The organism is Actinoplanes sp. NBC_00393 (genome assembly GCF_036053395.1).
In the GTDB taxonomy this organism is placed as follows: Bacteria; Actinomycetota; Actinomycetes; order Mycobacteriales; family Micromonosporaceae; genus Actinoplanes.
On the sequence record NZ_CP107942.1, the window covers coordinates 4,416,151 to 4,432,996 of the forward strand.

Sequence of the window (16,846 nt, forward strand, 5' to 3'; positions counted from 1 at the left end):
TCGCCCACGGCCGTATCGAAGGTGACGGGCGCGGCGGCAGGAAGGATCTGCCGGACGACCGTGTCACGTTGTGCGTGTTCACCCAGTGGCGGCCACCGCCCGGGCTCTTACGCCAGCGGCCCTGGCGTCGGTACCTCGTCACCCGTCACACCACCGGCGCCGCGTTCGCATCGCAGGAGAATAGCCACAGCTCCTGGCCACTTCTGAGCTGGACCCAGCCTGTCCACCAGCTCTGATCCCGTGCCCCTGACCTCGTTCGCAGCCCGTCGCCGGGTCACCCTCGTGGAAGGATGAGGCCGTGGAGATCATTCCGGGTGTGGGTGTGTCACTTGCCAAGATCGGCGATCGTCGGGAGGACGTCGAAGAACGCATCGGAGGTCCGGTCCACGGACCGGGTGGAAGAAAAGCCGTCTACGACACCACGCCCGGCATCGTCGTCGGCTACACGCCGGCGAACACCGTCGAAGTTGTCGAGATCGGATACTCCGGTGACGGCCGCGAGGAAGTGTTCTTCCAGGGCGTCCAGCTCACGTTCCGGTTCCTCGACGACGTGGTCGCGGACCTCACTGCGAAGGGCTACACCAGCGCTCCGTCCGACATCGGCTTCAACTTCCACGCGGGCTTCGCAGTGTGGTCAATGGGATCACGGACGGCTCAGGACCTCGACCCTGACGCCGCTGAGGACGACGAACGGGCAGTCGCCGAAGGGGTAACCGTCGCCCCGTACGCGCTCTTCGCCCAGAGCTGAAGGCCGGCGCCCGGCGGAGCCTGCGCCGGGACAGCCAGTGCAGCAGGTCCTCGGGGCGTTATGGGGCAACGGCCCTGGCCAGACGGCGGCCTTTCGCTGATCTCGTACCGTCGCCTCGTGCAGCTTGTTGAGATCCGGCGCTTTCCGGTGAAGTCCATGCTTGGCGAGGCGGTGCCGGCCGCCGACATAGGTGAACGCGGCTTGGCTGGTGACCGGCTGTGGGCGGCACGCGACGCGGACGGCAAGTTCGGCAGCGGCAAGAGCACCCGGCGATTCCGGCGAATGCCGGGCCTCTTTCGCCTTCGGGCATACGCCGCAGAGCCGGCTCCTGTCGTCGAGATGCCTGATGGTCGCTCCTACTCCGCCGATGACCCCGCCGGGCATCGAGCAGTCAGTGAGCTCCTCGGCCGCACGGTGACGCTCACCCCGGAGGCATCCATCCCGCACCATGACGAGGGCCCCGTCAGCCTGCTCACCACGGCATCTCTGCGGGCGTTGTCCCAGCTCAGCGGCGGCGAACCCGGCGGCGGGGAGGTCAATCCTCTACGGTTCCGGACCAACCTGCTGATCGATGGTGCCGGGGATGGGTTTCCAGAGGACAACTGGTCAGGATGTCGGCTCCGCGTAGGTGCCGACGTTGTTCTGCGCATCGTCCGACCGCTCACCCGATGCGTGATGATCGACATGTCGCAGGATGGCGCGGTCGAGCGGAACGACCTGCTCAAGACCCTCGCCGACCATCATGAGATGACCTTCGGTGTCATGGCAGCCGTGGAACACCCGGGCCGAGTTGCCGCCGGCGATCTGTGTACGTGGGCATGAGCCGCCAGGACCTGCAGGCAGCGCCGCTGCTGTGCCGCTCAATGCCGACCCAGCGGAGGCCGACCGTGCGGCGCGCGCCGCGGCCATGACCGATGCGGGTCGATCGGTGATGATCTCGCGGCGCGCCGGCCCCACGACGCGGTGGAACCCACCGTGGTGCGTTACCGGTAGGCCGGCACGTGCTCCTCGAGGAACCGCAGGATGCGCGCTGACGTCGACGCGTAAGCCGGGTTGCCGGGGTTCAGGAACTGGCCGTGCCCGGCCCCGCGGATCGTGACGAACTGCTTGGGCCACGGGACCGCATGGAACGCCGCCCGGCCCGCCTCGATCGGCACCACGTCGTCCTCGTCGCCGTGCAGGAACAGGATCGGGGCGGCCGGGCCGGCGAAGTCGCTGGACGGCCGGCGCCCGGAGATCGCCACGGCGGCTCGCAGCGACGCCGAGTGTCCCTTGCGGAACAGACCGAGTGTGGTAGTACCACCGGCCGAGAAGCCGACCGCGGCGATCCGGTCGCCGTCCAGATGCGGCGCCAGATCACCGGCGAGCAGCTGCTTCAGCACATACGCCGCGTCGGCCGGCTGGCGGCGGATGTCACCGGCGTCGACCTTCACGTTCGCGTTGGTGCGCGGGTAGGTGGGGGCGGCGACCACATAGCCGGCCCGGGCCCACACGGTGGCCAGCGGCGCGAACTGCTCGGGCAGGCCGTTGAGACCGTGGCTGAACAAGACGATCGGGTGCCGGCCGGCCGTCATGCCACTGGCGTACCAGAGTGTGGTGGGCAGTGGGCGACCCGGACCGCGGGCGAACTGCACGACGCGGGTCACCACCTCGGGACCGGAATCGGCCGCCTTGGCCTCCGCCCGCGGGACGGTGCCGCAGCCCGCCACCACCAGCAGCGCGAACGCCGCGATCGCCCCGATTCTCCGCACACTGTGACGGTATGAAGTGGAGATCGATCAGGGCGACCGCGCTACGGGTGAATTCGCCCGCCTTTCAGCCGATCGGTGGTCAGCGCAAAAGCTCGGCGAGCAGCGGCGGACGGTACGCCGCAACCGCCTCGGCGGACATCGGCCGTGCGTAGTGGTAGCCCTGGGCGTACCGGTAGCCGAGCCGGTGCAGCTCCCTGGCCTGCTCAGCGGTCTCCACCCCCTCGGCGACCGCGCGCAGTCGCAGCCCGTCGCAGATGCCGATCAGGGCTGCCACCACCACCGCGTGCTGGCCGCCCTCGGTGATGTCGTCGACGAACGACTTGTCCACCTTGAGGACGTCGGCCGGGCAGGTGCGCAGCAGACCGAGCGAGGAGTGCCCGGTGCCGAAGTCGTCCAGCGCGATGTTCACGCCGAGCGCGGCGATCGCCCGCAACTCGGTCAGCGCCGCCCCGCCGTCGAACACCGCGGTCTCGGTGACCTCGACGGTCAGCACGTGCGGCGGCAGACCGGTGCGGTGCAGCACCGCGGCGACCTCACCGGCGAAACCGGCCTCGCGCAGCTGACGGGCCGACACGTTGACCGTGACCGTCTGCGGGGCGGCGTGGCCGAGTTTCGACAGCCAGGTCGCGGCCTGCCGGCACGCCTGCTCCAGGATCCAGGCGCCCAGCGGGACGATCTGGCCGGTGCGTTCGGCGATCGGGATGAACACGGCCGGGCCGATCGGACCGCGTTCCGGGTGGGTCCAGCGGACCAGCGCCTCCACGCCGTACAGGTCGCCGTCGGGCAGCGCCACGATCGGCTGGTAGACGAGCTGCAGCTGGTCGGTGTCGAGGGCGATCCGCAGGTCCGCGGCCAGCCGGGACTGCTCGGCGGTGCGCTGGTCCATCTCCGCGGAGTACGCCACCCGCCGTCCCTTGCCCAGCCCTTTGGCCTCGTACATCGCCACGTCGGCGCGGCGCAGCAGTTCGTCGGCGGTGTCGTCGGCGCGCGCCGGGGCCAGTCCGAGGCTTGCCTCGACCACCAGCTCGTGACCGGCGGCGCACACCGGCAGCCGCAGCGCGGCGGCGATCGCGTCCAGCGCCGCGCCGTGGTCGCCGTTTCGCAGTATCAGCGCGTACTCGTCCCCGCCCAGCCGGGCGACCACAGCCCCGGCCGGCAGCTGCCCGGAGAGCCTTTCGGCGACCGCAATCAGCAGCGCGTCGCCGACCGCGTGCCCCAGGTCGTCGTTGATCTCCTTGAAGTCGTCCAGGTCGATCAGCGCGACGCTGACCGAGGCCGGGCCGTCCGCCAGCGCGGCGGTGATCTCGCGGACCAGCACGGTTCGGTTCGGCAGGCCGGTCAGCGCGTCATGGGTCGCCTGATGTGCCAGTTCCCGCTGACGGGCGTCGAGGTTCTCCAGCAGCAGCGCGTTGTCCCGCAGCGCGACCAGCTGGCGCGCCGCCACCAGCAGCGTCACCGAGACCGAGCCGACGGCGATCGCCATCAGGTCCGGGGTGTCGGTCACGGTGCTGTAGAGCAGCAGGCCGCCGGTGGCAGCGACCGCCGCGTACGGCATGACGCTCGGCCGCCGCGAGACCGCGCGCGGGGCGGGGCGCCCGGCCTGGGTGGCCCGCATTTGGCGGTCGGCGGCGAGGCACAGGCACAGGCAGACGCCGGGCAGCAGCACGTGGGCGGTGTTGAGGTACGGGCGGTCGGCGATCAGCGGCGCCAGCGACCCGCCGCCCGCGCCGACCGCGCCGGTCAGCGCCAGCAGGTGCAGCGCACGCCGGTCGATCAGCCCGGTGCCGGTGAAGGCCACCTTGACGAACGCGAAGACGCAGATGAAACCGGCCACGACGACGATCAGCACGGTGATCGCGCCGTTGAGGCCGTCGCTCAGCCAGCTCTCCCAGCGGTGGAAGACCAGATGCCAGCACAGCGTCAGCACGGTGACGATCACGGTGGCGATGTCCAGGCCGAACCGCAGCCACTCGACCCGCGACCGGCGGGCGCCGGGAATCCGCAGCAGCCCGAGCAGGATGGCGGCCAGACCGGAGCTGTACACCGAGGCGGTCAGGCCACTGATGTGCTGGCCCTGCTGCGCGCCGCTGAAGTAGTCGTGGGCGTTGCAGGCGGCGCCGAGGCCGATCAGCGTGATGCCGGCCGACACGTACCGCCACAGCGTGCGGCCCTCACCGGCGGCCCGCCAGGAGGCGGCCGCCGCGATCGGCACCACGACCAGCAACGGCAGCCAGCCGAACACCGGCCAGGTGGGCCGGGCCAGGCCGACCGCGAACCAGATCGCGGTGAGCACGACAAGGGCGCCGGACACAGCGACGGTACGGGTCAGCCGCCACGACGGAACTGCCCCGGCTACGACCGGCTCGGACTTCACGGGGATCCTCATCGGCCGCCTGTCGTGCCGGTTGAGACTCCTGTCCGGCGGCCTCCTCTTTCGGGCGCGACGGCCGTCACATTTCGCGCATTTCGCCTCGGCGAACGGTCCTCGGCGGCGAATCTCCTAGTGACCGGAAATCGCACGAGAAAGCCGTACCGTTGCTGCTCTCCCTCGCCGCTCCCCTGCTGACGCCGACCGCCATCGTCTTCGTGGGCCTCGCGCTGTGCGCGCTGGCCGCGGCACTGCTGAGCCGCAAGGTCCGGCCTGCGGCCGAAACGGCCTTCCAGGCCATGGTTGACCGGTTGCGGCCGCATCTCCCGGCCCGACTGCGACGCACGGTACGCCGGTGCCTGCACCGCATCGACCCGGCCACCTGCCGGTCGGTGCTGGTCACCGGCGCAGCCGCCGGCATCGCCTGGACCGCCGCCGAAACCCTCGACATGGTCGGCCCGGTCACCGCGGCGATCTCCGCCACCCTGTCGGTGCAGATGAGCTCGCATGCCTCGCTGCGCGAAGGCGCACAACGCCTGATCGGTACGCTCGCCGGCATCGCCCTGACCGTGGTCGTCTGGGGCGCGTTCGGCCTCACGTTCTGGACGATCGCCGTCATCGCCGCCTGCGGGCTCGCCGCCGGCCGGCTGCTGCGCCTCGGCGACAGCGCCGTCATGGTGCCGCTGACCTCGATGGGCGTTCTGGTCGCCGGCAGCACCGTCACCGAGGCGTTCGTCTGGGAACGCGTCGCCGCCACCGCCCTCGGCATCCTCGTCGGCGTCATCCTGTCCCCGCTCGTCGGCGGCATGACCCCGCTGGAACGCGCCCGGCACCAGCTCTCGCAACTGTCGACCGAGATCGCCCGCCTGCTCAAGGCACTCGGCACCGGCGCCGGCGGCGGCTACAGCCGCGACCAGGCCGCGCAGTGGCTGGCCCGCTCCCGCGAACTCGGCGAAGACCTCGACGACGCTCGCGACGCCGTCGACGAGGTGGCCCGGCAGGCACGCTGGTCCCTGACCACCGCGGCCACGCAGGTGCGCACCCTGCACCAGACGCTGCGGGCCCTGGAACACGGCGTCCACCAGGTCAACTCGGTCGCCCGCTCGATGTACGACGCCGCCGCGACCCCGCACGTCCCCGGCGTGCCCCAGCACGTCGGCCAGGTCCTCGCCGCCGCCTCCGACGCGTTCGCGGCCCACGCCACCCTGGCAGCCGACCCGCGGGCCGACGCCGCCCAGGACACCGGCAACCTGACTGAGCTGCTGGAAAACCTGCGCGAGGCCCGCCAGCGAACCGTCCGTAAGGTCCGCACGGAGGTCGACGACACCGGCGTACTGGTCCTGACCGGCTCGATCATCACCGACGTCGACCGGATGACGGGCACGCTGTCCCGCTCGGCGCCGGCCCTGGCCGTGGGCGAGCGGGACCTGGAGCCCGGCATTCCGGCGGTCTCCGAGGTCCTGCCAGCCGTCCGCCGCGCCTGGGAGAGGCGCCGTGACCGCTCGCTGATGACTGCGGGGCGGCCGTGACTTACCGTGGCCGGCTCGGCACGTTCAGAGCTCCATGAAGGCGACCCGACTCGATCACTCCGCCGTGTGCCGGCGGCTCAGCCCCCCGTCCGACCGGGCAGCCTGAGCTCGGCTCTGCTTGAGGACGGCCCAGTTGTCCCGGACAACGGTTCGGCCGCTCCGCAGCCAGCGCTGCGCGGAACGCATTCGTGGCCAAGCGAGGATCACCGCGGTGACGCTGAGCCACACGATCGGCAACCAGGTCACGGTGTCGGCGCCGGACCTGGACAACGGATAGGCGACGGCCAGACACGTACACAATGCGAGGACGGCAGCAAAGGCAGCTCGCCTGGCACCGGGCCGGGGACTGCGCTGGTTGGCCGAGGGATCCCAGTACGCGAGGACGATGATCATGAGGACGATCCCGATCACTGTCTCGATCGGCTCCCAGTCAGTCTCCGCCACGCTGATACTCACGGTGGCCGCCAGCGCGGCACCCAGCAGCGCGCCCTGGTCCGCATGGCGGTCCGCCGCCGGCGCATCAGCTTCGTTCTTCGCAGGCGAAGCGGATTCGCCGTATGTCGCCGCGCCGTCATCCACACTCATGGGCGTCGATAGTGCCGCAACGCGCCGCTGTCCGCGTCACGCGATCGGGCTATTTCCGCTCACGCCGCTTGCGCGGACGGCTTGTTGCGGCGCTCGAAACAAAGTGAACAGTTAACGGTGACGGATGGAGCATCGATGTGATGCACTGTCGGCACGGTCAGAGAGCGCTCCCCCGCCATGCCGCCGTCTCCGCGTTCCTGACCGGACGCGCCTCCCCAGCACCTGCCCTCCGCAGCTGCAAAGCGTCGAACCGGCGGCTGATCCCCGGGTGAGGGTTCATGACCATCTCACGCAAGCTCTTCAAACTCGGCGTATGCGCGCTGGTCGGCGCACTCGCCTTCAGCCCGGCGCTGTCCACCGCCGAACCGGCCGAGGCAGCCCGTACCAGCCTGCGGGCCGCCGACCCGAGCGTGTTGCGCATCGGCAGTACCTACATCGGGGTGCAGTCGCTCGGTGGGGGCATCGCCGTCCGGCAGGCGTCGTCGCCGGACGGGCTCGCAGCCGCGGCCGCCCGGCAGGTCTGGTCGGACACCGGCAACCTCGGCGAGGTCTGGGCGCCGGAGATCCACTACGACGGCGGCCGCTTCTACATCTACTTCACCGCGGGCCGCGGCGCCGCCCACCGGATGTACGTGATCAGCTCCGCGACCGCCGGCGCGGGCTACACATCCGCGACCCGCATGGCGCTGCCCGACGACAAGTGGGCCATCGACGGCACGATGTTCGTCTTCAACGGCCAGCGCTGGTTCGTCTGGTCGGGCTGGGCCGGCGACACCAACATCGAACAGAACCTCTACATCGCCCGCATGACCAGCCCGACCACCACCACCGGCGCGCGCTACGTGATCTCCCAGCCGCGCGAGTCCTGGGAGCGGGTAGTCGGCAACCCGTTCATCAACGAGGGCCCCGAGGCGATCCGCGACCCCAACGGCCAGCTGCACATCGTCTACTCCGCCAATGGCAGTTGGAGCGACCAGTACTGCCTGGCCGACCTGCGCCTGCGCGCCGGCGGCAATCCCACCTACGTCTGGGACTGGTACAAGTCCAATGGCTGCCTGTTCGGCTCCAACCGGGCCACGATGATGCCCGGCTGGGACCCCACCCTGTACGCCAACGGCCCCGGCCACCACACGTTCGTCCTGCTCAACGGCGACATCGCCACCAGCCCGCCGGCCGGCCCGCGCTTCCCGCTGATGTATCACGCCGTCCCGAAGGGCACCCCGTACGCCTGGGAGAACCGCTACTGGTACTCGGGCACGTTCGCCTGGTGGGGCAACACCACGTACCGGCGCGCCAACGTCCCCGGCGCAACCACCGACACCGGCTTCAGCCTCAAGTTCTTCGAGTGAAACCTGCTCCGCCACGGAGGTCGGAAGCGCCAGCGGCCGTGCTCCGAATGCAATAACCCCGCACACACACATGGCTCGTTTGGGAGCCATTTTGGCCCTGACCTTCGTGACTTCGTCACCATCCATCACACGAGACATACCGCTCAAAGCGCGATCGGACATGGCCTACCTGCGTGAATACTCGACTTGGACGGCGGTCGGATGCAACCGCCGTCCTCGGCCGGAGGCCGCGCAACGGGCGTGCGCCACTACGTCATCGTGACCACTGTGATGGCCACGCTGGCGGCGGCTATCGCTGCGGCGGTTCCGGCGACCGCTGTGTTGACGGCCGCGGCGCCCCAGTTGCCGTTCTCCAAGGCCTTCGCTCGCTGGGCCACCTCGCTCGACCAGGCGAGCGGCGGACGCAGCGCAGGCAGGGCACCGCTCGCTGACAGCAACGCCGTCAGCACGGCGGTCCGTGCGTCCGGCTCCGCGCCGTCCACCAGCACCGCGCGGATCCGGCTGCGCAGCTCCTCCTCGTGGCGGGCGTCGTCAGTCGGCATCCTCGTCGAGCGGAACAGGCCCAGCACCCGCTTCTCTTCACGGCGGATCAGGCCGCGTTCCAGGAGCCGGTCGATCACCGGCTCTCGCAGGCGGGTGCCGATCTCGATGAGCAGCGTCTGCGCGAGGCGTGGCTTTTCTGCGACCTTGTCATACGCCTCCTGCAACAGTTGATCCGGCAGCGGGCCGTCGCCGGCCGCGTGGACCATCGGATTGTTCAGCGCTGGGTAGCCGCCGTCGGTCTCGATCCGGCCGAGCAGCGCGAGCTCGGCCAGGACAGCACCGCCGAGCGTGTAGTGCAGGGTCCCGGCTCCGGCCGGGATCCCGGTCTCGTCGTCCAGCAGTAGCAGCATCAGGTCTTCGACGATCAGCATGGTCACAACCAGTCGTGTTCGCGGGCGTAACGCGCCGCCTCGTGGCGGGTCTGCGTCTGGGTTTTCTGCATGGCGTTGGAGAGGTAGTTGCGGACGGTGCCCTGTGCCAGGTGCAACCGTGCGGCGATGTCGGCGACCGAGTAGCCCTCGCTGGTCTCCCGCAGCACGTCAAGCTCGCGGTCGGTGAGCGGGCAGTCGTCGATGACCGCGAGCGCGGAAACGTCCGGGTCGATCCATCGTTTGCCGGCGCGCAGGGTGTCGATCACGGTGGCGATGTGGGCGGGCTCCGCGGACTTCGTGACGAAGCCCTGCACCCCCAGCTTGAGGGCCTTGCGCAGCACGCCGGGCCGGGCATGGCGGGTCAGCATGAGGACGGCCTGCTGAGGCAGCGCCTGGCGGATCTCCGCGACTGCGCCGAGCCCGTCGACGTTCGGCATTTCCAGGTCGATGACGAGCACGTCGGGCCGGTGGCGCAGAGTGGCTTCCACGGCGCTGTCACCGTCTTCCGCCTCCGCGAGAACAGTGATGTCGCCCTCCAGCGGAAGCAGCGCGGCAAGAGCTTTGCGCAACAGCGCCTCGTCGTCGGCGAGCACCACGGTCGTCATCCGGCTCCTCCCCCGCTGAACGCCGCGGCTGTCACGAACTCCCCGTCCCGCTGCTCGACGGTCAGCTCTCCGCCGTCGCCGGCCACTCGCTGCCGCAGCGCTGACAGGCCCCGCAACTCAGGCAACGCCTCCCCCTGCACGCCGTCGTTGACGATGGTGATACCCAACTCGGCCAGGGTGATCCGCACCTGCGACGCCTGCGCGTGCCGCAGAATGTTCGTCGTCGTCTCGCGCAACACCTGGCCCAGCAGCTCGCTCACGCGCGCGTCAGCGTCGGCTTCCCGCGTGATCCGGACGCGAATGCCGGCCGCCTCGAAGAGGTTCTTCGCATTCTCCAGCTCCGCCGTCAGATTGAGCCTGCGTTGTGCGTACGCAAGCTCCTTCGTCTGTGTGATCGTGTCGCTGACCAGCGCGCGGATCTCGCGCAGCTCCTGCTCTGCCCGATGCGGGTCGGTGTGCACCAGCTTCTCGGCCAGCGTGGTCTTCAGCTTGACCACATGCAGCGTGTGGCCCTGAATGTCGTGCAGGTCGCCGGCGAACCGGACGCGCTCACGGATGACCGCCAGCTCGGCCTCACGCTGCCGGGACTGCTCGAGCTCGCGAACCACGTCATAGAACTGCTCGTTGGGGAACTGGAGGGCGGTGACCACGATGGTGATGCCGGTGGGCACCAACAGGTAGGAGATCAGGTCGCCGCGGATGTCGCCGGAGAGCAGCAGGAGCCGTGACGCTCCCACCGCGGCGACGTAGACGATGAGCGCGGCCGCTGCGACGCCGCGCTGGCGCGGCAGGCGGGGCGCGATAAGCGAGCCCACCACGCACAGCCCCCAGAACGCGTTGGGGCTGTCGGTCACGAGGGCGCCGAACGGCCAGACGACAGCGGTGACGAGCAGGCAGGGAATCGCCACCCGGGGACGGACCAGGTCACCCGCCGCCCACCGCTCGGCGGCGACCAGGGCGGCCGCCACTCCGAGGCTCAGAACGACGGCGTCCCACCAGGTGTCGGCATCGAACACCACCACGAAGGCCCCGGCGACGGCGAGGATCGGCAGCATCAGGGCGATGTTGAGCCGATGCAGCCGTCCCCGCGTGGGCTCGGTGAGCTGGACCGATCTTGCGTTCACCCTGCCAGTATTCGGGGCGCCGGGTGCACCGACCAGTGACACCACGTCATATCCAGGGGTGACATCACGGCACTGCTCGAAGAGCGCGCCGGCTGGTGTCATCGATGGCATGGCGACGACCCCAGTCATCGAAGTCGAACACCTGAATGTCAACTACGGCGAATTCCACGCCGTGAAGGATCTGTCCTTCCACGTGCGCCGCGGCGAGCTCTATGCCCTGCTCGGCACGAACGGGGCGGGAAAGACGTCGACCCTGGAGACGGTCGAAGGGCACCGGCGGGCCACCTCGGGCACGGTTCGCGTCTTCGGCCACAGCCCGGACGATCGACGGGCCGTGCGACCAAAGATGGGCATCATGCTGCAGGAGAGCGGCTTCAGCCCCGATCTGACGGTTCGGGAGTCCGTCGCGCTCATCGGGAAGCTCACCCGGCGGACCGACGAGGTCGACCGGGTGCTGGACGTCGTCCAGCTGACCCGCAAAGCCGGCACGAGGGTTGCCCAGCTCTCCGGCGGAGAGAAGCGGCGGCTGGACTTCGCCACCGCCGTGTACGGGTCGCCGGAGCTGATCTTCCTGGACGAGCCGACGACCGGCCTGGACATCCAGTCCCGCGACGACCTCTGGACTTCGGTGGACCGCCTCCGTGAGAACGGCTCCACCATCGTGCTCACCACGCACTACCTGGAGGAGGCCCAGCAGCGCGCCGACCGCATCGGGCTGATGCACCAGGGCACCTTCCACCGCCAAGGCACGGTCGCCGAGCTCACCCGCACGCTGCCGGCAGTCATCCGGTTCTCACTGCCGCGTGCGGTGCCGGCGCTCCCGCTGCCAGCCGTCGCCGACGGGGACGGCTTCCACATCGAGACCTTCGCCCTGCAGAAAGACCTGCGCGTGCTGCTCGGCTGGGCCGACGACCACTCCGTCGAGCTCGGCGACCTGCAGGCCGGGCCGACCCGGCTGGACGACGTCTTCCGCGCTATCAGCAGCAACTGAAGGGAGCTCCACCCATGCTCGCCATCGCACTCAGTGAACTGATCCAGATCTTCCGCAACCGGCTCGTGCTGGTCACCAGCCTGATCATGCCCGCGGTGGTCAGCGGGTTCTTCATCTACCGGCACGAGGCCTTCGCGACGCTCGGCAGCCTCGGCTACATCGCGGCGATCACAATGTTCACCGTCGGGGCCTTCGGGCTCTACGCGACCGTGGTGACCACCCTCGCGGCCCGCCGGCAGAACCTCTTCCTGAAGCGGCTGCGGTCCACCGCGGCACCGGACAGCAGCATCCTCGCCGGCCTGCTCCTCCCGGTCACCGCGCTCGCGCTGGTGCAGGTCGTCGTCATCCTGACCGCTCTGGCCGTGGTCGCCGGTGAGCCGGCCAACGTGCTGCTGCTGGGCGCGGCCGTCCTCGCGACAGTCACGATGATGATCGGCCTGGGACTGGCCACCGCTGGGCTGACGAATTCACCCGAGCACGCCCAGGTGACCACCCTGCCGATCAGCCTCGGCGTCATCGCCGTGGCCAGTTGGGTCGGCATCACCGGAACCGAGGAGCTCACCCTGCTCAAGCGGCTGCTCCCCGGCGGCTCGGCCACCGAACTGGTCCTCAACGCGTGGAACGGGGGCGTCGCCGTCAGCGAGTCACTGCTGCTGCTGGCGCCGACCGTCAGCTGGGTCGTCGTGGCGGTGGCGCTCGCCACCCGCATGTTCCAGTGGGAGCCGCGCCGGTGATGCTCAGTCGAAATCGAAGATGCTGTGCTTGTCGTAGAAATGCAGCACGTAGCGGCAGCGAGCGCAGATCATCAGCGTCATGCGATGGCTGGTGAACCCCCACCGGCTGTCCTGACGGGCTTCCTCCTGCTGGAACTCCGTGCCACGGCACAGCGGGCACGCAAGCTGAGGTGCAGTCATGGTCAGGAGCGTAGTGACATTGCGCCACCTGGTTAGCGTGTGCGCGTGCAGGCGTTGGGTGTTGCTCCCCTGGTGGCGGTGCGCGATGTCGCGTGCAGTGTCGAGTTCTACCGGCGGCTGGGGTTCGAGCCGGTTGTGGAGTGGTCCAGCTACGCGAAGCTCGTCAACGGGCGTGGCATCCTGCACCTCGCCGCTCCGGGTGACGCGCCGCCGGATCGGCCGGATGTCGCGCTGGCGGCGCCGGACGAGACGGCAAGCGCGGTGGTGGCGGCAATCGTCGTGCAGGTCGCGGACTGCCGCGAGGCGTGCGCCGAGCTCGTCGCGGCAGGCGTCGAACTGCTCGGTGAGCCGGTCGAGCCGGAGTGGGGCGGTGAAGTCCGAGCGTTCCTGCGCGATCCGGACGGTCACCTCATCGAGATCAACGAAGCCCTCGGCTGAGCGAACCGGGCCCGGCCCCGGTGGTCACAGAACGCACGGCTGCCCGGTCTTTCTGATCGGCGGCCTCGAGACCGCCAGGTCCGGCCGAGTCGCGAGAGAAGAGCGGGAGCACCGGGTTTCAGGCGGCCTTCGCAGGTATGCGCCAAGCAGAGCGTGGCTGGTCCCACCCGCCGCCGGACCTGAAGGATCACGCCGGGCTGCGACGTGCACGCACCACCGCGTCGACGCCGGAGCCGAGGGCCGGCCGCGGCTGGTCCTCGGCGAGAAGGATTTCCCAGCCGGCTGGGTCGAGCGCGGCGACCGCCTCGCCGACGGAGATCTGGGTCTGCCCGGCAGCAGCGGTTGCCTTGCCGGTGGCCGGGTCGATCGGGCGGTGACCCACCAGCAGGAGCGTTCCGCCTGGGGCGACTCCGGAGGCCAGGCGTCGCACCGTTTCCGTGACTGAGCCGGCGACATGGACATACAGGGAGATGACCAGGTTGAAACGGCTCGGCGGCGGGGTCCAGGTGCTCAGATCGGCATGCACCCAGTCGACACGTTCGGCGATGTCGGCGCCGAGGGTTTCGGCTCGGGCACGGCAATGCTCGAGAACGGTTTCGGCGAAGTCGAGCGCGGTGATCCGCCAACCGTGGGCGGCCAGCCAGAGTGTCTCGGCGCCGTGGCCGCAGCCTGCATCGAGGGCCAAGCCTGGCGGGAGGTCGTTGGCTGCGGCGAGCAGATGTGCGTTCGGCGGCCGGGTTGCGACCACGTCCGCATGATCGCGGAGAGCCTGGGCCCAGCGTCGTTCCCAGGAGTTCCGGTCGAACGTCTCAGAAGTCACCAATCCTAGGCTAGATCGGGGGGTATGCGCGGGGCCCGGGTTGGCTAGAACTCGTTGAGGCGCGGCATTTCAGCCACTTCCGGCGGCGCGGGCGCATTTCTAGCGTTTGGAAGCATCCGCATCGAGAGGATCACTGATGTACGCGCAAATCGTTCTCTTCGACGGCTTCGATCCGCTCGACGTCGTCGCCCCCTTCGAGGTGCTCGCCGCCGGCGGAGCCCTGGCGGGCAGCACACAGGCCAGCGCCACGCGGGCGGGCGCCACGCAGGCGGGCGCCACGCAGGCCGGCGCCACGCAGGCCGGCGCCACCCAGGCGGGCGCCACGCAGGCCGGCGCCACGCAGGCCGGCGCCACGCAGGCCGGCGCCACGCAGGCCGGAGCCACGCAGGCCGGCGGAGTCTTGGTCGGCGGCGTGCAGGCCCGCAGCGTGCACTGCGGCGCGCTTGAGGTGCGCCTCGTGTCGGCGGAAGGGGCGCGCCGGGTGGTCAGTGGCACGCTTGGTCTCGCGTTGGAAGCGACCGCGGTCCTGGATCCCGACTTGCCCGGCTACGTCGTCGTGCCGGGGGCCTCGGGGCCGATCGCGGGGGATCCGGAGCTGGTGGACACCATTCCGGTGCTGCTCGCCCGGGTCGGTGACACCGCGCTGCCGGGTCTGATCGGCAAGGCGATGGCGCGGCCGGACGTCACGGTCGCCACCGTGTGCGGCGGGTCGCTGGCACTGGCGATGGCGGGGCTTCTGGAAGGGCGGACGGCCGTCACCCACGCGCAAGGGATGGACGTTCTGGAAGCGACCGGGGTGACCGTCGTGGATGCCCGTGTCGTCGACGACGGCGACCTGGTCAGCGCGGCCGGCGTCACCTCCGGGCTCGATCTGGGGCTGCACCTGCTCGAGCGGTCCTTCGGGCCGCGGGTCGCGCACGCTGTGGAGCAGCTGTTCCAGTACGAGCGTCGCGGCATCGTCTGGCGCAACGCCGGCCTGGAACCGGTCGCGGCATGACGGGGCCGATCGCCGAGGTGGCCGGCACCTGGGCGTTGATCCTCGCCACCCCGATCGGCCGGCTACCGGTCACCCTCGTGCTGCATCACGAGCAGGGAACGCTCAGTGGCACCGCCACCGGCCGCGAGGAAACCGTGCCGCTGCGGAACATCACGGCGGATCCAGAATCCGGATCCGGATCGGCTGTCCGGCTCACCTGGCAGCAGGCCATCACCAGGCCGATGCGGCTCAATCTCGACTTCGACGTGCTGGTCACCGCCGACAGCATGACCGGTTTCTCCCGGGCCGGGCGGCTCCCGCGCACGACCGTGACGGGTACACGCCGATGACCGATAGGAAATTTGCACTCGGGGTGTCAAAATCGGGGCACCCGTCGCTGTGGAGGCCACCGTGGTGTTCAAGATCGACGTTCCGTCCGACCTGGTAAGCGGCGATGTGGACGAGGGGTACGGTCCGGTCGCCGACGCGTTCCGCCGCAACTTCGCGGAGCGCGGGGAGGTGGGCGCGGCCTGCGCCGTCTACCGCGACGGGCGCAAGGTGGTCGATCTGTGGGGCGGCTACCGCGACGGCCGCAACCGGGCGCCGTGGCGCGAGGACACCCTGGTCACCGTCTTCTCCTCGACGAAAGGGGTTTCCGGGCTCGCCATCGCCGTAGCGCACTCCCGCGGGCTGCTCGACTACGACGCCCCGGTGAGCACCTACTGGCCCGAGTTCGCCGAGCACGGCAAGCAGGCGATGACCGTACGCCAATTGTTGTCTCATCAGGGCGGCCTCGCCGCCATCGACCGGCCGCTCAGCGTGACCGACCTGGCTGATCTCGACGTGGTCGCCGCGGCCCTGGCCGCACAGCGCCCGGCCTGGCAGCCGGGGACGCGGCACGGGTACCACGCGATCTCCCTCGGCTGGTACGAGGGTGAGCTGATCCGCCGGGTCGATCCGGCCCACCGGTCGCTGGGCCGGTTCTTCGCGGACGAGATCGCCGCGCCGCTCGGTCTCGACTTCCACATCGGCGTGCCGGACACTGTCGACCCGGAGCGGATCGCGCACGTCCACGGCTACAAGCCGGCCGAGTTGCTGCTGCACATGGGGACGATGCCGCGCGGTTTCGTGCTGAATTTCCTGAATCCGCGCAGCGTCACTGCCCGCTCGTTCGCTAATCCGAAGGTGTTGTCGCAGACCGGCAACTACAACCTGCCCGAGGTGCGCCGCCTGGAGTTGCCCGCCGCCAACGGCACCGGCGAGGTACGGGCCATCGCCCGCGCCTATGGCGACGCGGCAACCGGCGGTGCCACGCTCGGGCTGACGCCGTCCACGCTGGACGCGTTGATCCGCCCGGCCGAGCCGCCGTCGCAGGGCCTGCGGGATGTCGTGCTGCGCGTTGACACCGCGTTCTCGCTCGGCTATCTCAAACCGTTCCCCCGCTTCCGTTTCGGCGCGGGCGGCAATCAGGCGTTCGGCACACCCGGCGCCGGCGGCTCGTTCGGGTTCGCCGATCCGGAGACCGGCGTCGGCTTCGCCTACGCGATGAACCGCACCGGCTTCCACATCTGGGACGATCCGAGGGAGGTGGCCCTGCGCGAAGCCCTTTACCGGACTGTCCTCGGCGAGCGCTCGCAGAGCCCGGACTGAGAGCGAACGCCCGGACTGAGTAAAACCCGGACTGAGAGCGAGCGCCCGGACTGAGAGCAAACGCCCGGACTGAGAGCGAACGCC

General features: G+C 70.0%; 19 protein-coding genes. 10 read left to right on the forward strand and 9 right to left on the reverse strand.

The genetic code is table 11. The features are described 5' to 3' along the window. Window positions 1–298: 298 nt before the first annotated feature. Both OHA21_RS20830 and OHA21_RS20835 read left to right on the forward strand, forming a co-directional pair. The gene (locus tag OHA21_RS20830; protein WP_328476018.1) at window positions 299–748 is read left to right on the forward strand and encodes a hypothetical protein; all 450 of its coding nucleotides are present in this window, start codon (window positions 299–301) and stop codon (window positions 746–748) included. 117 nt (window positions 749–865) lie between these two features. Further along, window positions 866–1,570, forward strand: coding sequence for an MOSC domain-containing protein (locus OHA21_RS20835; protein WP_328476020.1), 705 nt, complete (start codon window positions 866–868; stop codon window positions 1,568–1,570). A gap of 161 nt (window positions 1,571–1,731) precedes the next feature. Here the strand turns inward: OHA21_RS20835 and OHA21_RS20840 are convergent, their stop codons facing one another. Together OHA21_RS20840 and OHA21_RS20845 are read right to left on the reverse strand one after the other, a co-directional pair. Further along, entirely contained in the window at window positions 1,732–2,499 is a 768-nt protein-coding gene (locus OHA21_RS20840; protein ID WP_328476022.1) for an alpha/beta hydrolase family protein, read from the reverse strand. 79 nt (window positions 2,500–2,578) lie between these two features. After that, complete coding sequence (locus tag OHA21_RS20845) at window positions 2,579–4,885, reverse strand: putative bifunctional diguanylate cyclase/phosphodiesterase (protein WP_328476024.1); 2,307 nt, start codon at window positions 4,883–4,885, stop codon at window positions 2,579–2,581. Window positions 4,886–5,034: 149 nt separating this feature from the next. Between OHA21_RS20845 and OHA21_RS20850 the strand changes: the two genes are divergently transcribed. Then, a complete protein-coding gene (locus tag OHA21_RS20850) occupies window positions 5,035–6,396 on the forward strand; it encodes an FUSC family protein (protein WP_328476026.1) in 1,362 nt (453 codons plus the stop codon). Window positions 6,397–6,450: 54 nt separating this feature from the next. Here the strand turns inward: OHA21_RS20850 and OHA21_RS20855 are convergent, their stop codons facing one another. After that, window positions 6,451–6,975 carry a hypothetical protein gene (locus OHA21_RS20855; RefSeq protein ID WP_328476028.1) on the reverse strand — a complete coding sequence of 175 codons (525 nt, stop codon included), beginning with the start codon at window positions 6,973–6,975 and terminating at the stop codon, window positions 6,451–6,453. Window positions 6,976–7,259: 284 nt separating this feature from the next. On the opposite strand from OHA21_RS20855, the gene OHA21_RS20860 reads away from it, so the two are divergent. After that, a complete protein-coding gene (locus OHA21_RS20860) occupies window positions 7,260–8,330 on the forward strand; it encodes a glycoside hydrolase family 43 protein (protein ID WP_328476030.1) in 1,071 nt (356 codons plus the stop codon). A gap of 248 nt (window positions 8,331–8,578) precedes the next feature. Here the strand turns inward: OHA21_RS20860 and OHA21_RS20865 are convergent, their stop codons facing one another. The 3 genes from OHA21_RS20865 to OHA21_RS20875 are packed head-to-tail and all read right to left on the reverse strand — an operon-like array spanning window position 8,579 to window position 11,102. After that, entirely contained in the window at window positions 8,579–9,244 is a 666-nt protein-coding gene (locus OHA21_RS20865; RefSeq protein ID WP_328476032.1) for a GOLPH3/VPS74 family protein, read from the reverse strand. 2 nt (window positions 9,245–9,246) lie between these two features. Next, a complete protein-coding gene (locus OHA21_RS20870; protein WP_328476034.1) occupies window positions 9,247–9,849 on the reverse strand; it encodes a response regulator transcription factor in 603 nt (200 codons plus the stop codon). Beyond that, window positions 9,846–11,102 (reverse strand): sensor histidine kinase, encoded by a 1,257-nt coding sequence (locus OHA21_RS20875; RefSeq protein WP_328476036.1) that lies wholly within the window; start codon window positions 11,100–11,102, stop codon window positions 9,846–9,848. The genes OHA21_RS20870 and OHA21_RS20875 overlap by 4 nt, the downstream gene beginning before the upstream one ends. On the opposite strand from OHA21_RS20875, the gene OHA21_RS20880 reads away from it, so the two are divergent. Together OHA21_RS20880 and OHA21_RS20885 are read left to right on the forward strand one after the other, a co-directional pair. After that, a complete protein-coding gene (locus OHA21_RS20880) occupies window positions 11,083–11,964 on the forward strand; it encodes an ABC transporter ATP-binding protein (RefSeq protein ID WP_328476038.1) in 882 nt (293 codons plus the stop codon). The two genes, OHA21_RS20875 and OHA21_RS20880, sit on opposite strands and share 20 nt — an antisense overlap. Before the next feature lie 14 nt (window positions 11,965–11,978). Next, a complete protein-coding gene (locus tag OHA21_RS20885) occupies window positions 11,979–12,698 on the forward strand; it encodes an ABC transporter permease (protein ID WP_328476040.1) in 720 nt (239 codons plus the stop codon). Window positions 12,699–12,701: 3 nt separating this feature from the next. Here the strand turns inward: OHA21_RS20885 and OHA21_RS20890 are convergent, their stop codons facing one another. After that, a complete protein-coding gene (locus OHA21_RS20890; protein ID WP_328476042.1) occupies window positions 12,702–12,878 on the reverse strand; it encodes a hypothetical protein in 177 nt (58 codons plus the stop codon). A gap of 39 nt (window positions 12,879–12,917) precedes the next feature. On the opposite strand from OHA21_RS20890, the gene OHA21_RS20895 reads away from it, so the two are divergent. Then, complete coding sequence (locus OHA21_RS20895) at window positions 12,918–13,316, forward strand: VOC family protein (RefSeq protein ID WP_328476044.1); 399 nt, start codon at window positions 12,918–12,920, stop codon at window positions 13,314–13,316. A gap of 187 nt (window positions 13,317–13,503) precedes the next feature. Here OHA21_RS20895 and OHA21_RS20900 read toward each other — a convergent pair whose 3' ends face one another. Beyond that, on the reverse strand, window positions 13,504–14,136 hold the full coding sequence (locus tag OHA21_RS20900; RefSeq protein WP_328476046.1) for a class I SAM-dependent methyltransferase: 633 nt from the start codon (window positions 14,134–14,136) through the stop codon (window positions 13,504–13,506). Window positions 14,137–14,266: 130 nt separating this feature from the next. Then, window positions 14,267–14,899: a pentapeptide repeat-containing protein gene (locus OHA21_RS52775; RefSeq protein WP_442875114.1), complete on the reverse strand. Its 633-nt coding sequence runs from the start codon at window positions 14,897–14,899 to the stop codon at window positions 14,267–14,269. Here OHA21_RS52775 and OHA21_RS52780 point away from each other — a divergent pair. The 3 genes from OHA21_RS52780 to OHA21_RS20915 all read left to right on the forward strand — a co-directional run bounded on the left by OHA21_RS52780 (window position 14,804) and on the right by OHA21_RS20915 (window position 16,762). After that, window positions 14,804–15,133, forward strand: a complete 330-nt coding sequence (locus OHA21_RS52780) for a DJ-1/PfpI family protein (protein WP_442875115.1) — start codon at window positions 14,804–14,806, stop codon at window positions 15,131–15,133. The two genes, OHA21_RS52775 and OHA21_RS52780, sit on opposite strands and share 96 nt — an antisense overlap. Next, entirely contained in the window at window positions 15,130–15,462 is a 333-nt protein-coding gene (locus OHA21_RS20910; protein WP_328476050.1) for a hypothetical protein, read from the forward strand. Before OHA21_RS52780 ends, OHA21_RS20910 begins: the two co-directional genes overlap by 4 nt. Before the next feature lie 61 nt (window positions 15,463–15,523). Next, a complete protein-coding gene (locus OHA21_RS20915) occupies window positions 15,524–16,762 on the forward strand; it encodes a serine hydrolase domain-containing protein (RefSeq protein ID WP_328476052.1) in 1,239 nt (412 codons plus the stop codon). Window positions 16,763–16,846 lie beyond the last annotated feature (84 nt).

Coding starts and splice junctions, on each gene's coding strand:
- OHA21_RS20845 (WP_328476024.1), bottom strand. CDS start 4,885: ATGAGGATCCCCGTGAAGTCCGAGCCGGTCGTAGCCGGGGCAGTTCCG.
- OHA21_RS20860 (WP_328476030.1), top strand. CDS start 7,260: ATGACCATCTCACGCAAGCTCTTCAAACTCGGCGTATGCGCGCTGGTC.
- OHA21_RS20865 (WP_328476032.1), bottom strand. CDS start 9,244: ATGCTGATCGTCGAAGACCTGATGCTGCTACTGCTGGACGACGAGACC.
- OHA21_RS20870 (WP_328476034.1), bottom strand. CDS start 9,849: ATGACGACCGTGGTGCTCGCCGACGACGAGGCGCTGTTGCGCAAAGCT.
- OHA21_RS20880 (WP_328476038.1), top strand. CDS start 11,083: ATGGCGACGACCCCAGTCATCGAAGTCGAACACCTGAATGTCAACTAC.
- OHA21_RS20875 (WP_328476036.1), bottom strand. CDS start 11,102: ATGACTGGGGTCGTCGCCATGCCATCGATGACACCAGCCGGCGCGCTC.
- OHA21_RS20885 (WP_328476040.1), top strand. CDS start 11,979: ATGCTCGCCATCGCACTCAGTGAACTGATCCAGATCTTCCGCAACCGG.
- OHA21_RS20890 (WP_328476042.1), bottom strand. CDS start 12,878: ATGACTGCACCTCAGCTTGCGTGCCCGCTGTGCCGTGGCACGGAGTTC.
- OHA21_RS52780 (WP_442875115.1), top strand. CDS start 14,804: ATGGCGCGGCCGGACGTCACGGTCGCCACCGTGTGCGGCGGGTCGCTG.
- OHA21_RS20910 (WP_328476050.1), top strand. CDS start 15,130: ATGACGGGGCCGATCGCCGAGGTGGCCGGCACCTGGGCGTTGATCCTC.